Raw genomic sequence first — 12587 nt, 5'->3', positions numbered from 1 at the left:
ATGACTCGAGACACCCGCACACGTGATCGCGAGCGCGCGGCCGATGAGCGCACACGCACGCGGACGATCGACTGGGAAGCGTTCAGTCATGCGGTCATACCGCCGACGCTTCGCCACTGGGCGATCGAGGTCAGCGTGGCGACCGACAAGTACCGATACGAACCCGGCGAGCGGGTCGGCGTCACGATCACGTTCCGCAACCGGCTCCCGATCCCGATCCGGATTCGGACGGACTCGCCGAACTACTGGTACTGGACCGTCGACGGTTTCCGTGAGGCGTCGCAGGTACCGCGGGCAGTGCCGGATCGGCCCGCCGCGTTTTCGTTCGCTCGACGCGAAGTCAAACGCTTCACACGGCAGTGGCACCAGCGACTTCAGTTCAGTGAGAACGAGTGGCAGCCGGTCGACCCTGGCACGTACACGCTTGCGGCGGAGATTACCCGCTCGGATGCTGTTACTTGTGGACTCGCCGACCACACAGTTATCGAAATCGTCGACTGAGACGGTCTGCTGTCACTGTGTCCCGGCGAACCCGCAACCCGTCATGTGGGTGCGCCGGCACCGACTGACAGGAGTCCGTATGACACACGGCTTTCCGACACGACGTAGCTGCTACTCGACAGCAATCGAATCCTCGAGCTGAGAAGTCGCGGGAGGTAAATTTGAACCATGTCGACTTCGGTCGCTTCGCTCCCTCGTCGTATCTTCATGGATTCGAGGCTCACACGTCGTCATACTCATCGTTCGCCGTTGAATCCGTGAAAAGTAGCGGGAGGTAGATTTGAACTACCGATCTGCGGGTTATGAGCCCGCCGGAATCTCCTGGCTATCCCATCCCGCTACATGTTCATACCGGAGTCGACTAATTAAGGGTTGTGATTCGGCTGCCGTATGCGGGTTTCTACCGCTACTCTTGATGGACTTGCCATGTGTAGAGACTCTCACAGGTGTAGTTGACGAAGAAGCCGACGCCGATTCCGACTACGTTCGCCGCCACGTACCAGACATCGAACCGACGAACGAGGAGAGCAAGCACCGCCAGCGTCACGAGAAACCCACCGAATCGGACCACGTTCGAGCGAAGGAACCGCTTCCCTAACGGCCGGAGCCCACGCTTCCCGTAGTCCGCGAACGTCCACCGTTCGTTGATCGCGAAGATCACTGCGATGCCGAGTTCCCAAGAGAGTATCTTCGCAACGACCGGACCGAGAACCGTCGCCTCGACGAGCAACACGAGGACCACGTTGTCGACAGTCGCCCCGACGGCACCGACGCCGACGAACTGCCCGAACCGCGTCGTCGACCACAACGCGCGAACCCGCATCCGGACGGCCTCTGACAGGGAGTTACTCATCGTCGTGTTCGGCCTCGAGCGTACGGGTCACTGTCGACGGCTTGGATTTCCATCTTCCGATCGCCGCGCGAAAACAACAATTAAATTACATATGGGCGAACCCATCGATGGAGCGAAACAGGAACGGACCGGTCGAACAGGAATCATACGGTCTGCTACCACTGTGTACCGGGCCCGCGACCCGTCATGCGGATGCGCTGGAACTGACTTGGCGGAGTCCCAGACGGGGTTACACCGACGCCGGTCAGAGCGCGAGATCGGCCTTCGGCCGGACAACCTCGACGTCCTCGGCCTCGACGTGGTCGACGTCGAGGAAGTGTGGCATGTAGTTTCGTTTCTCGTAATCCTCGTACTCGTCTTCCTCGCCGACGGTACACCACAGCTGGACCCGGTCGGGGCCGTGGTACTCGCCGTTTCTGTTGATCCCGAAACAGACCACTTCCGACCCCTCGTATCGGATGATGGCCCCGTTTCGAATACCGGGATCGCCGTGGATGATGAGCTGCTTCATGGGTGCTGCTTCACAGGAGAGCGGATTAAACGCTTCGGAGGCTGCTGTCGCCTCGCAGACGCAGGCAATGGAGATGGCGGCCCCGTCTGCAAGTCAAACGCGAGCACGACCGGCAGCCCGTCGTCGGCCGTGGGCGGTGGCCCGGCCGCTATCAAACGGTTTTTAAACAGCGCTGCCATAGGCCACAGCAAGTAAGATAACCATGCAGATGCCACGCCGATTCAATACGTACTGTCCGCACTGCAACGAACACCACGAACACGAAGTCGAAAAGTCCCGGACGGGCCGCTCGAGCGGTATGAAATGGGACGCTCGCCGTACCCGGCGCAACAGCGCCTCGATCGGGAACTCCGGTCGCTTCTCGAAGGTGCCCGGTGGCGAGAAGCCAACCAAGAAGACCGACCTCAAGTATCGGTGCAGTGAATGCGGCAAGGCCCACCTCCGCGAGGGATGGCGCGCTGGCCGACTCGAGTTCCAGGAGTGATTTCAATGGCAGGAAATTTCTACAGCGTTCGATGCAGTGACTGTGAGAACGAACAGACCGTCTTCGGCAAAGCCTCCTCGGAGGTCGCCTGTGCCGTCTGTGGCACGACGCTTGCGCGACCGACCGGCGGCAAAGCCGAGATCGAACACGAGATCATCGACACAGTCGAGTCACGATGAAGTACAGCGGCTGGCCCGATCCCGGCGAACTCGTCGTCGGCAAGATCGACGAAATCGAAGACTTCGGCGTCTTCGTCGATCTCGAGGAGTACGAGGACAAACGTGGACTGATCCATATCTCCGAGGTCGCAAGCGGCTGGATCAAAAACGTCCGCGACCACGTCCGCGAGGGCCAGATCGTCGTCTGTAAGGTCCTAGACGTCGACGAGAGTTCCCAGCAGATCGACCTCTCGCTGAAAGACGTCAACGACCACCAGCGCTCCGACAAGATTCAGGAGTGGAAAAACGAGCAGAAGGCCGACAACTGGATGGAACTGGCCTTCGGCGACGAGATCGACGACGAGGACTACACCGCGATCGCCAACGAACTGATCGGGGCCCACGGAAGCCTCTACGACGGCTTCAAGCAGGCCGCGATCCACGGCGAGGAAGCTCTCGAGAACACCGGCCTCGACGACGGTGAGATCGACGCGGTCGTCGAGACGGCCCGCGAGAACGTCTCGGTACCCTACGTCAACGTCACCGGCTACGTCGACTTGGAGAACCCGTCGCCAAGCGGTGTCGACGGCATCCGTGAGGCCCTCGAGGCGGCTGAAGGCAACGGCGAAGTGCCCGAGGAAGTCGACCTCGAAGTGAGCTACGTCGGCGCACCCGAGTACCGCATCGAGGTGCAGGCACCCAACTACAAGACCGCCGAATCCCAACTCGAGGATAGCGCCGACCGCGCGATCGCCGCAATCGAAGGCCATGACGGCAGCGGCGAGTACCACCGCGAGCGACGCACCGACGACGAGTAATGAAATCGGATATCCGGGTGTGTTCGGCGTGGCAGACGGCCCACGACCGCCCGGTGTATACCCTTTCTGAGGTCTGTCCCGACTGCGGTGCCGACGCCGAAAACAGCGCACCGGCACCCTTCGACCCCAACGACCCTCACGGCGAGTACCGACGCGCTCTTAAACGTCGCAATCGCTGATACGGTATGGACGAACTCGAGATCGACGTAGTCGCCGAGGTCGAACTGGACGACCCCGTCCTTGTCGAGGGGTTGCCGGGGGTCGGACACGTCGGCACCCTCGCCGTCGAACACTTGCTCGAGGAACTCGAAGGCGAGAGCACGCTCGTCCGACGGGTCTACTCCCGCGAGTTCCCGCCGCAGGTGAGCATCGAGAACGGCGTCTCGGAACTGACCTGTGCTGAGGTCTACGCTGTCGACGTTCCCGACGGCAGGGATCTCCTCCTCTTGACTGGCGATCATCAGGCCCAGAGCAACGCCGGCCACTACACGCTGACCGACGCCTTCCTCGACATCGCCGCGGAGTTCGGCGCGACGGAGGTGTACGCACTTGGCGGCGTCCCGACCGGCGAACTCATCGACGAGTACGCCGTCGTCGGGGCCGTCAGCGACGAGTCGCTGCTCGAGGGCCTCGAGGACGCCGGCGTCGAGTTCCGCGATGACGAACCCGCCGGCGGGATCGTCGGCGTCTCCGGGCTCTTGCTGGGGCTTGGTGAGCGCCGCGGCTTCGATGCGGCCTGCCTGATGGGCGAGACGAGCGGCTACCTCGTCGATCCGAAAAGCGCCCGATCGGTGCTCGAGGTGCTCGCGGACGTGCTCGGCTTCGACCTCGATTATGAATCTCTAGACGAGCGGGCCGACGAGATGGAAGACGTCATCGGCAAGATCCAGGAGATGGAACAACAACAGAGCATGGACGTGCCGACTGACGACGATCTACGCTATATCGGCTAACGACTCGATTTCGATCTCTTCTGTACGTGCTGAGCCGTGAGACCGTCGCCGGATCGATCACCCTTCGAGAACTTCGTAGGACACGTCGGCGTCCCGGAGTGCGTCGGTAACGCGGCCGACAGCGTCAGTCGTGGCGACGACGGTGACGGCGAGACCGTGGCTTGCAGCGTCGGCCGCGACGTCACCGACGGCGAACGTGACCGCGGGTTCGGTGCCGGCCGCTCGGCAGGCGACGATGGCTTCGACGCCGGTGGCGACCACGAGGTCGGCATCGTCACAGGCGTCAATGACGGTTTCGTCGTCGATGGCTCGACTCCCTCCGGTACGGATCGACGGGACCTGCAACACGGTGACGGTACCCGGCTCAAGTTCCATGACGCCCTCGAAGCTGGTGACGCCGACGTCGGTACCGGCCGCGGCGTCGCTGGTCGCGATTCCGGTCGCGGGGCCCTCACTGCCGGGCGTGGCGTAGAGATGACCGTCCTCGACTGTCAACGAGACCGTCTCGTTCTCCTCGATGTCGTCGGTGGCGATGTAGGCGTCCTCGCTCATCGCACCGAGGACGTCGCCGGTAACGTGGTCGGCGAACCGGCGGACGTCGTCGGCCGCACGGAAGAGCCAGTCGACCCCTTCACGGGTGACGCGATAGCGCGAGCGCCCCTCCTTTTCGACGAATCCCTCGTCGACGAGTTCGCGGATGTATTCGCTGACAGCTTGACTCGTCACGCCGACTTCCTCGGCGATTTCTCCCTGACTGACCGCGGGCTGGCGCTCGGCGATCTGGACGAGAATCCGGAACCGCGTCGCGGCCCGCTTGTTGTCGAGGACGTCGACCATACAGCTATGTTTTGGTGCGCGGCAAAAAGGACCGCGGTCGTCCGGTCGTGCTGAGGCGTCAAGTTGATAGCTGGAGAGTCCGTCGGATTGATGTGAACATGCCGGCCCTACCCGCGACGACAGCGACGACCATCGGTTCGGTTCCGCTCGGAGACGTCCTCGCCTGGACCGCAATCGGCGCGTTCGTCGTGGCGATGGTCCTCGAGTGGCGCGATGCCGTCGATCCCGCACGCTATCTCGCAGCAGGTGCCTGGGTCGTCTTCGGCGTCTTCTGGCTGACGATGGTTCCCCACTACTACCTCGAGGTCAAGAGCCCGATCGAGACGCTGCTTGCGCTTGCGGCGCTGCCGCTGTGTGTCTACGCCGGCTATCTACTTGCGACGGGCCGAGAATCGCTGCTCTTGCTCTCGAAAGCCGTCGCGCTCATGGGCCTGATCTACCTGCCGGTCGAGACGATTCCGGTCGTCAAAACGTGGCTGATCGAGACGACCGCTGCACAGACCCACTTCGGGATGGAACTGCTCGGCTACAGCCCCGGGATCGAAGAGGGTGCGAACGGCTATCAGAGTCGCTTCGGGTTCGACCCAGACGAGACCGTAACTGGCCGGACCATCTACATCATCACGGCCTGTACCGGTATCGGGAGCATGGCCATTTTCGGCGGGCTGATCGGCGCGGTCAAAGCGCCGCTCAAACGAAAGGCAACCGCATTCGCGCTCGCGATCGGCGTCATCTGGTTTTTGAACCTCCTCCGAAACGTCTTCGTCGGGCTGGCGTCTCCGTGGGGCTGGTTCCAGCAGGATTTCCTGATCTACATCGTCACGGAGTATATGGGTGAACCCGCCAGCCGGACCTCCTATCTCGTCGCCCACAATTTCATCGCCCAGTCGCTGTCGGTCGTCGCCTTGCTCGGCATTACGTACCTCGTCATCCGCATCCTCCCCGAAGTGCTCGAGCCGCTCGAGGATGTCCTCTACATTCTGACGGGGACGGAATACGACCTCGCGGCCGCGCTCGGGGATGACCTCCAGCCCACGGGCGGTCGTGATGGGGCCAGCACACCGCGATCCGAAACAGGCGATGACTGACAGCGGCGTCGAGATCGACGTCGCGTTTGCCGTCCACGATCGCGCCGTCTTCGTTCCCGCTGCCGAAACACTCGTGCTGGCTGACGTGCATCTCGGGAAAGCAGCCTCCTCGAGCGTCGACGCCCCGATCGACGATGGCGCTGCTGTCTGCGATCGGCTCGAGCAGGTGCTCGCAGCGACCGATCCAACCACGGTGGTCGTTGCGGGCGATTTGTTGCACTCCTTTTCGCGGCTCCCGCGTGGCGTCGAGCGCGACCTCGACCGACTGACCGCAACCGTCGACGCGGCCGGAGCCGAATTACTCGTCACGCCGGGCAACCACGATACGATGCTCGAGACGGTCTTCGACGGTGAGACAGCACTCGAATACGAACTGGCCGACGGCGGGACGGTGGTCTGTCACGGCCACGAGCGACCGGAGACGCCAGCCGACCAGTACATCGTCGGCCACGACCACCCCGCGCTGTCGATCGAGGGGCGCAAACGGCCGTGTGTCCTCTACGGCCCCGCTGCCTACGAGGGCGCGGACGTACTCGTCCTCCCGGCGTTTACCCGGCTCGCTGCCGGCGCGACCGTCAACAGCATGGCCGGCCACGACTTCCAGACGCCGCTCGTCCGGAATCCCGAGAGGTTCTATCCAGCCGTGCGCGACGACTCGAGCGGCGAGACGCTGTGGTTTCCGCCGCTCGGAACCCTTCGGAAACTGCTGTGACGTCACCCGAGTCAGCATCGCTGGCGATGTGAGTACGTCGGCTGCAGCGCTCCGCCCGCTCACTCGATCGGTGGTTCGGCGTCGGTGATCGAGACGTCGCCGTTCTCGAGTGTCACATCGTAGGCACTCCGATAGCCGGCGTTGAGACAGGGCGTGCCGGCGACTGTGTCGACGCCGTCGGCCTCGTGGATGTGTCCACACGCGACGAACGAGATGTCGTGTTCGGTCAGCAGGTTCGTTAGCGCGATCGACCCCCAGTGACGGCCGCCGATCCGAGAAACGGACTCGGCGACCCGATCGAGCGTCGTGTTGAACGGCGGGACGTGTGTGAGTACGATGGTCCCGGCACTGGCCTCGCTGTCCGTCGTCAGCGACGTCAGGGTCTCGTACTGATCGGTGTAGGTAGCGAACTGCGTGTCGAACTCCTCGAGTCGGCCGCGCAACGCGGCGGCAGCTTCCGTCTCGTCGCCTGCGGCACGGTCGAGCGTTCGCGCAAGCCATGCGTCAGGATCGTCGATCCCGGCCACTTGCTCGGGATCGTATCGCACTTCCGGACCGTCGTCGAGCAGTTCACTCCCGAAGCCGAACGCGTGGTACGCCCCGAGATCGACCGTCGCTCGATGCAGGTTCCGTACCCCTGTCGCGCCATCGATACACTCCTCGTGTCGCTCGTGGTCGTGGTTGCCGGGGACCGTTAGAACTGGGACGTCGAGTTCGCCTAGGTGCTCGAAGAACGTCGTCGCTTCCTCGAGTCCGACTAGTTTCTCCTGACGGAGCGTTCCATCGACAACAGTCACGCGGGAGTGAGCGACATCGCCGACGGTGAGGACGGCGTCGAACCGCTCCCACGACGGATTCGGACGAGCGGCGTAGCCGTCCTCACCGAGGTGGAGATCGCCGAGTACGAGTAGTTTCATGCGAGAAAGCAGCCCGGAACGTCGGCGACCAGCGACTTAACGATTGGTGATCGAGCCGTCAACGGTGGCGGGACCGCGAGAGATCGTCGATGACGGCCTTCGCAGCCTGCCGGCCGCTTTCCATCGCACCCTGAATGGACGACCACCGCGTGTAATCGCCCGCCAGATAGACTGGCCCCGCCGGGTCGCGAACGTCGGGCAGCCGCTCGCGAAAGCCCGGTGGCTGCGTAAACTGGGCGAACGGCACCCGCTCAGTGTGGATGGCGTCGAGTCCGTCGAACCGCTGGTCGGGATACCACGCCTCGAGCGTTTGTCGCGTCAGATCGGATCGTTCACCGTCGGGTTCCGCCGCCCCGCGGCTCGCGCCGCTCCGCCTCGAGGGCCGATGGCCCTCACCGCCGAGATACGTCGCGCTAATGAGCGTCGTCCCGTCGGGGGCATACGTCGGCGCGACCGCGCTATGCGGAACGACGTGGTTCGGCCCCGTTTCGGTCGCGTTCAACAGCAGCCGCCGGTCGGTCTCGAGGTCGATATCAGCCGGCAGCGTGTAATACTGAGTTACACAGCTGCGTGCGTCGGTCGGGATCGCGTCGACGCCGGTCAGTTCGCCGGCGGTCGGCGGGTCGGTCGCAACGACGACCGCGTCGGCCTCGATCGATTCGGCACCGGTCTCAACTGTGGCAGTCCCGCTCGAGTCGCCCCCGCTCGTTGTGATCGACTCGACCCTGACGCCCGTCTCGAGAGTGGCACCGACCTCGCGGACGCGATCGGCGAGTTGGGCCGGGATCGCGCCCATTCCCGCCGCGGGAACGGCGATTCCACCCGCCGCGAGGGTTCGAAACGTGTACTCGAAGATGCGACTCGAGGTCGACAGCGAGCGATCGAGCGTGATCCCGCCGTAAAACGGGGCGACGAACTCCTCGATGAATCGATCCGAGAACCCACGTTCATCGAGGTATGTCCGGATCGTCTCGTCAGTACCTCCCTCGAGTATCGTCTCCGGATCGGTTCGGCGAAGTTCCCACCAGAGTCGGGCGATCCGGAGCGCGTCACCGACAGAGACGGCTGGATTGGACAGCGTCGCCGGAATCGTCTCGGGCTCGCGAAGCGGGTCCGCGAGCGTCGATCGGCCGTCGGGACCCGCGATGGTGGCACCCGGCGCGAATCGCCGTAGATCGAGCGCCTCGAGATCGAGTTCCCGCTGCACTGCGGGATAGGCCGTAAACAACACCTGAAAGCCGCGATCGAATCGATAGCCGTCGCGCTCGACGGTGCGGACGCGGCCGCCGACCGTGTCGTGGCGCTCGAGTAACGTGACGTCGACGCCGCCGCCAGCGAGGTGGCGGGCGGCGACGAGGCCGGCGAGTCCGCCACCGGCGACGACGATCCGCGGAGTCGAGTGCATAGGCGGATATCAGTCGCTGATGATTAAAATAGTCGACCTAACAGTAATAAGTGACCGTCAGAGGTGATCGACCCTCGGTGCGTAGGAACGGTTCCCCAGGAATACGGGCGGTTCAAGGAACTGAAATTGGCAGACTGCTGGCAGTCGAAAGTCGCTATACTATACTGCCTCCTGGTGTCCGTCGCCTGTATGCCAGACAATGACAATGATGATATAACGCACGATTTCACGCGCGACGTCTCCCGACGGCGGATCATGCAGGCCGGCGGGAGCCTGGCCGTCTTCGGCATCGCCGGCACGGCAGAGGGGTTCGACCCCGACGCATTCGACGTGACGCCCCTCGAGCGACGTCCACCGCCGTGGCCGCCCGTTCGAACGGACGAAGCAGGATTCACTCGAGTCGATCACTGTCGGCCGGTTCGACGGTGGACAGCACGTCCAGCCAGTCACAAGCGGGGGACCGATGCGGCCGGCGGGGAACGCGCCGCGAGACCGGTGACGATCGCCAACAGACATAAGCCGTCGACCGACCCTGTTGCGATCATGGTCGACGCGACACTCACGCCGATCGATCGCGGGACGATCACCGCCGACGTCAACAACATCATCGAGGGGGCCGTCCTCGGAACGGCTGCCGAGCCAAATCCCGAGACGGTCATGGAGGACGCACCAGTCTACAACGTCGTCATCGACCACCCCGAGGCGACGATCCTCTGGGACACTGGATCACATCCCGACGCCGCAGACGGCCACTGGCCCGCCGACCTCTATGCGGCCTTCGAACACACCGGCCTCCGCCCGCTCGAAGACGATCTGGCCGACGCCGGCTACGGGATCGACGACATCGACATGGTGATCCAGAGCCATCTGCACCTCGACCACGGCGGCGGCCTCTACGCGTTCGAGGGTACGGACACGCCGATCGTCGTTCACGAAGAAGAACTCAAGTACGCCTACTACAGCGCCAAGACCGATGCAGGCGACGTGGCCTACCTCGCCGGCGACTTCGACCGCGATCTGAACTGGGAGATCGTCCACCGCGACCGCCGGCAGCTCGTCGACAGCCTCGAGCTCATTCACTTGCCCGGCCATACGCCGGGCCTCCTCGGCGTGCAACTCGAGCTCGACGACGCCGGCACGGTGATCCTCGCGGGCGATCAGGCCTACACCCGCGAAAACTACGAGCAGGGCCACCCGATGGGCGGCGGACTGCTCTGGAGCAAACGCGACTGGTACGAGAGCCTGCGAACGGTCAGAGACCTCGAGCGCCGCCACGACGCGCAGGTGTGCTGTGGGCACGCCAGGGCGGATCTCGAGGCGATGCAAGACGGATTGTAGAGCGGGTCACACGGACTCGTTCCGTTTCGTCTGTATCCCGTCGCACGAACGTGTCCCCCGACTCGTCGCCGACGGCGACGACGGTCACGTCCGATCGACACAGGGATCGTGTCGTTCGGCAGTATAGTTTACCACCGGCGATACTCTCGCTAGTCGTATGGGTCTGTTTGCTGGGCTGCTGAACGTTCTTTCAGCAAGTATCGTCGTTGTCTTCGTCGGCCGTGCAGTCCTAAAGCTCCTCGAGAATCCGGACCAGCCCCATCACGAACTGGTGTCAGCGAGAGAGCGCCACGCCACGACGATTATCGGGATTCCACTCACGCTCGTTGGCCTCTCGACGATGGTCGATGGTCCGCTTGCAGTCCCCTATAATGCACTACTGATACTGCTCCCAGGGATCGTCCTCCTCGTCTATCCGGATTTCAGTCCATCCGGCGTCTAACACCGTTTGCGGCCCGCTGCGATTCTCGACCGGTATATCGGTCGCCGACGGACGCGAGGTCAGCCCTCGAGTTCGGCTCGCAGGAGCTGGTTGACGTCGCCCGGGTCGGCACTGCCGCCGGTCTTTTGCATGACCTGGCCGACGAGGAAGTTGATCGCGCCGTCGTCGCCCGACTCGTAGTCGTCGACGGCGTCTGGATTCTCGTCGATCGCCTCGACGACGGCCTGCTGGACCTCGTCTTCGCCGGTCTTGCCTAAGCCTTCCTCGGCGACGACCTCGTCCGGCGTGCGGCCATCGTCGAGCATCGACCGCAGCACCGTTTCGCGGGCGTTTTTCGCCGTGATCTCGTCCTCGGCGACGAGTTCGACCAGCCGGGTCACTTCCTCGAGTCGGCCCTCGATTTCGGTGATCTCGATGTCGCGGTAGTTGAGTTCGCCCAGCAGGTTGTCCGCGACCCACGTGGCGGCGAGGTCGGGATCGAACTCGCCGGCGATGTCCTCGTAGAAGTCCGCGACCTGTTTCGTCGAGGTGAGCTTCGAGGCGGCCTCCTCGTTCAGGCCGTACTCCGCCTGGAACCGCTCGCGGCGGGCCGAGGGCAGTTCCGGGATGGCAATCTCGTCTTTCCAGCCGGAGACGCGAAGCGGCGGCAGGTCTGCCTCCTCGAAGTAGCGGTAGTCTTTCTCCTCTTCTTTCGAGCGCATCGAGACGGTGATCCCGCGGGATTCGTCCCAGTGGCGGGTCTCCTGTTCGACTGCACGCCCGCGCTGGATGGCGTTTTTCTGGCGCGTCTCCTCGTAGGCTAAGGCCTTCTCTGCGCCCTTGTGACTCGAGATGTTCTTGACCTCCGTGCGGTTCGCCGCGGCCAGCGCCTCCTCGCCGATCTCGTCGATGCCGTCGCCGTCGATCTCCTCCTCGGGGATGATCGAGAGGTTGGCGTCGATTCGCAGGCTGCCGTCGCGCTCGGCGTCGAAGACGCCCAGGTACTCAAGCACTTCCTCGAGTTCGGCGAGGAACGCTCGCACCTCGCTTGGACTGCGGAAGTCAGGTGCCGTGACGATTTCCATCAGCGGCGTGCCCGCGCGGTTGTAGTCGACTAAGGTGTACTCGGCCGAATCGATGCCGCCACCGCCGCCGACGTGCTGCAGACTGCCCGGGTCCTCCTCTAGGTGGGCGCGCTCGATCGCGATCGTCCGTCGCTGGCCCTCGACAGAGACCTCGAGTTCGCCGTCAGCACAGATCGGCTCGTCGTACTGGGTGATCTGGAAGTTCTTGGGCAGGTCGGGGTAGTAGTAGTTCTTCCGGTGGAAGCGGGTCTCTTCGGGGATGTCGGCGTCGATCGCCTTGCCGATCTTGACGGCGGCCTCGACAGCGGCCTCGTTCAACACTGGCAGTGCCCCCGGTAGGCCGAGACAGACCGGGCAGACGTTTTCGTTTGGCTCGTCGGTCTGGTCGGTCGAACAGGCACAGAAGATCTTCGTGTCGGTCTCCAGCTGAACGTGGACCTCGAGTCCGATGACGGTCACGAGGTCGCCCTGCTGGACGGTCTGGGCAGTCATTGGACATCGATTCG

The 12587-nt window shown here is 63.6% G+C and carries 16 protein-coding genes and 1 tRNA gene; 10 read left to right on the top strand and 7 right to left on the bottom strand.

Annotation, left to right across the window (positions count from 1 at the left end):
- Complete coding sequence (locus E2L06_RS03640; protein ID WP_138778699.1) at nt 1-501, top strand: hypothetical protein; 501 nt, start codon at nt 1-3, stop codon at nt 499-501.
- A gap of 265 nt (nt 502-766) precedes the next feature.
- Here E2L06_RS03640 and E2L06_RS03635 read toward each other — a convergent pair.
- From E2L06_RS03635 to E2L06_RS03625, 3 genes are all read right to left on the bottom strand, one after another.
- Nucleotides 767-841, bottom strand: a tRNA-Met gene (locus E2L06_RS03635).
- A 66-nt stretch (nt 842-907) separates the two neighbouring features.
- A complete protein-coding gene (locus E2L06_RS03630) occupies nt 908-1354 on the bottom strand; it encodes a GtrA family protein (protein WP_138778697.1) in 447 nt (148 codons plus the stop codon).
- 244 nt (nt 1355-1598) lie between these two features.
- Nucleotides 1599-1865: an HAH_0734 family protein gene (locus tag E2L06_RS03625; RefSeq protein ID WP_138778696.1), complete on the bottom strand. Its 267-nt coding sequence runs from the start codon at nt 1863-1865 to the stop codon at nt 1599-1601.
- 202 nt (nt 1866-2067) lie between these two features.
- On the opposite strand from E2L06_RS03625, the gene E2L06_RS03620 reads away from it, so the two are divergent.
- The 5 genes from E2L06_RS03620 to E2L06_RS03600 are packed head-to-tail and all read left to right on the top strand — an operon-like array spanning nt 2068 to nt 4278.
- Nucleotides 2068-2349: a 50S ribosomal protein L44e gene (locus E2L06_RS03620; RefSeq protein ID WP_008009492.1), complete on the top strand. Its 282-nt coding sequence runs from the start codon at nt 2068-2070 to the stop codon at nt 2347-2349.
- Between the two features lie 5 nt (nt 2350-2354).
- On the top strand, nt 2355-2528 hold the full coding sequence (locus tag E2L06_RS03615; RefSeq protein WP_138778694.1) for a 30S ribosomal protein S27e: 174 nt from the start codon (nt 2355-2357) through the stop codon (nt 2526-2528).
- On the top strand, nt 2525-3325 hold the full coding sequence (locus E2L06_RS03610) for a translation initiation factor IF-2 subunit alpha (protein WP_138778691.1): 801 nt from the start codon (nt 2525-2527) through the stop codon (nt 3323-3325). Before E2L06_RS03615 ends, E2L06_RS03610 begins: the two co-directional genes overlap by 4 nt.
- Nucleotides 3325-3504 carry an RNA-protein complex protein Nop10 gene (locus E2L06_RS03605; RefSeq protein ID WP_138778689.1) on the top strand — a complete coding sequence of 60 codons (180 nt, stop codon included), beginning with the start codon at nt 3325-3327 and terminating at the stop codon, nt 3502-3504. The genes E2L06_RS03610 and E2L06_RS03605 overlap by 1 nt, the downstream gene beginning before the upstream one ends.
- A 6-nt stretch (nt 3505-3510) precedes the next feature.
- Nucleotides 3511-4278 carry a proteasome assembly chaperone family protein gene (locus E2L06_RS03600; protein WP_138778687.1) on the top strand — a complete coding sequence of 256 codons (768 nt, stop codon included), beginning with the start codon at nt 3511-3513 and terminating at the stop codon, nt 4276-4278.
- A 57-nt stretch (nt 4279-4335) separates the two neighbouring features.
- Here the strand turns inward: E2L06_RS03600 and E2L06_RS03595 are convergent, their stop codons facing one another.
- The gene (locus E2L06_RS03595) at nt 4336-5115 is read right to left on the bottom strand and encodes a winged helix-turn-helix transcriptional regulator (protein WP_138778685.1); all 780 of its coding nucleotides are present in this window, start codon (nt 5113-5115) and stop codon (nt 4336-4338) included.
- Nucleotides 5116-5213: 98 nt separating this feature from the next.
- On the opposite strand from E2L06_RS03595, the gene artA reads away from it, so the two are divergent.
- Nucleotides 5214-6203 carry an archaeosortase A gene (gene artA, locus E2L06_RS03590; RefSeq protein WP_138778683.1) on the top strand — a complete coding sequence of 330 codons (990 nt, stop codon included), beginning with the start codon at nt 5214-5216 and terminating at the stop codon, nt 6201-6203.
- Nucleotides 6196-6915 carry a metallophosphoesterase gene (locus tag E2L06_RS03585; protein WP_138782492.1) on the top strand — a complete coding sequence of 240 codons (720 nt, stop codon included), beginning with the start codon at nt 6196-6198 and terminating at the stop codon, nt 6913-6915. The genes artA and E2L06_RS03585 overlap by 8 nt, the downstream gene beginning before the upstream one ends.
- A 59-nt stretch (nt 6916-6974) precedes the next feature.
- Here E2L06_RS03585 and E2L06_RS03580 read toward each other — a convergent pair whose 3' ends face one another.
- Nucleotides 6975-7832: a metallophosphoesterase gene (locus E2L06_RS03580; protein WP_138778681.1), complete on the bottom strand. Its 858-nt coding sequence runs from the start codon at nt 7830-7832 to the stop codon at nt 6975-6977.
- 58 nt (nt 7833-7890) lie between these two features.
- Nucleotides 7891-9237 carry an NAD(P)/FAD-dependent oxidoreductase gene (locus tag E2L06_RS03575; RefSeq protein WP_138778679.1) on the bottom strand — a complete coding sequence of 449 codons (1347 nt, stop codon included), beginning with the start codon at nt 9235-9237 and terminating at the stop codon, nt 7891-7893.
- 543 nt (nt 9238-9780) lie between these two features.
- Here E2L06_RS03575 and E2L06_RS03570 point away from each other — a divergent pair.
- On the top strand, nt 9781-10575 hold the full coding sequence (locus E2L06_RS03570; RefSeq protein WP_138782491.1) for an N-acyl homoserine lactonase family protein: 795 nt from the start codon (nt 9781-9783) through the stop codon (nt 10573-10575).
- A gap of 157 nt (nt 10576-10732) precedes the next feature.
- Nucleotides 10733-11017, top strand: a complete 285-nt coding sequence (locus tag E2L06_RS03565; protein ID WP_138778677.1) for a hypothetical protein — start codon at nt 10733-10735, stop codon at nt 11015-11017.
- Nucleotides 11018-11076: 59 nt separating this feature from the next.
- On the opposite strand, the gene gatB is transcribed toward E2L06_RS03565, so the two are convergent.
- A complete protein-coding gene (gene gatB, locus E2L06_RS03560; protein ID WP_138778675.1) occupies nt 11077-12573 on the bottom strand; it encodes an Asp-tRNA(Asn)/Glu-tRNA(Gln) amidotransferase subunit GatB in 1497 nt (498 codons plus the stop codon).
- Nucleotides 12574-12587: the final 14 nt, after the last annotated feature.

Origin of the sequence: Haloterrigena sp. H1 (assembly GCF_005938085.1) — an archaeon.
Lineage (GTDB): Archaea > Halobacteriota > Halobacteria > Halobacteriales > Natrialbaceae > Natrinema.
This window is presented reverse-complemented; position numbering and strand designations above follow the sequence as displayed.

Excerpts from the sequence above, each read along its gene's own strand:
- E2L06_RS03565 (WP_138778677.1), top strand. The coding sequence starts at position 10,733 with ATGGGTCTGTTTGCTGGGCTGCTGAACGTTCTTTCAGCAAGTATCGTC.
- E2L06_RS03640 (WP_138778699.1), top strand. The coding sequence starts at position 1 with ATGACTCGAGACACCCGCACACGTGATCGCGAGCGCGCGGCCGATGAG.
- gatB (WP_138778675.1), bottom strand. The coding sequence starts at position 12,573 with ATGACTGCCCAGACCGTCCAGCAGGGCGACCTCGTGACCGTCATCGGA.
- E2L06_RS03580 (WP_138778681.1), bottom strand. The coding sequence starts at position 7,832 with ATGAAACTACTCGTACTCGGCGATCTCCACCTCGGTGAGGACGGCTAC.
- E2L06_RS03595 (WP_138778685.1), bottom strand. The coding sequence starts at position 5,115 with ATGGTCGACGTCCTCGACAACAAGCGGGCCGCGACGCGGTTCCGGATT.
- E2L06_RS03620 (WP_008009492.1), top strand. The coding sequence starts at position 2,068 with ATGCAGATGCCACGCCGATTCAATACGTACTGTCCGCACTGCAACGAA.
- E2L06_RS03585 (WP_138782492.1), top strand. The coding sequence starts at position 6,196 with ATGACTGACAGCGGCGTCGAGATCGACGTCGCGTTTGCCGTCCACGAT.
- E2L06_RS03615 (WP_138778694.1), top strand. The coding sequence starts at position 2,355 with ATGGCAGGAAATTTCTACAGCGTTCGATGCAGTGACTGTGAGAACGAA.
- E2L06_RS03630 (WP_138778697.1), bottom strand. The coding sequence starts at position 1,354 with ATGAGTAACTCCCTGTCAGAGGCCGTCCGGATGCGGGTTCGCGCGTTG.
- E2L06_RS03570 (WP_138782491.1), top strand. The coding sequence starts at position 9,781 with ATGGTCGACGCGACACTCACGCCGATCGATCGCGGGACGATCACCGCC.
- E2L06_RS03575 (WP_138778679.1), bottom strand. The coding sequence starts at position 9,237 with ATGCACTCGACTCCGCGGATCGTCGTCGCCGGTGGCGGACTCGCCGGC.
- E2L06_RS03605 (WP_138778689.1), top strand. The coding sequence starts at position 3,325 with ATGAAATCGGATATCCGGGTGTGTTCGGCGTGGCAGACGGCCCACGAC.
- E2L06_RS03625 (WP_138778696.1), bottom strand. The coding sequence starts at position 1,865 with ATGAAGCAGCTCATCATCCACGGCGATCCCGGTATTCGAAACGGGGCC.
- artA (WP_138778683.1), top strand. The coding sequence starts at position 5,214 with ATGCCGGCCCTACCCGCGACGACAGCGACGACCATCGGTTCGGTTCCG.
- E2L06_RS03600 (WP_138778687.1), top strand. The coding sequence starts at position 3,511 with ATGGACGAACTCGAGATCGACGTAGTCGCCGAGGTCGAACTGGACGAC.
- E2L06_RS03610 (WP_138778691.1), top strand. The coding sequence starts at position 2,525 with ATGAAGTACAGCGGCTGGCCCGATCCCGGCGAACTCGTCGTCGGCAAG.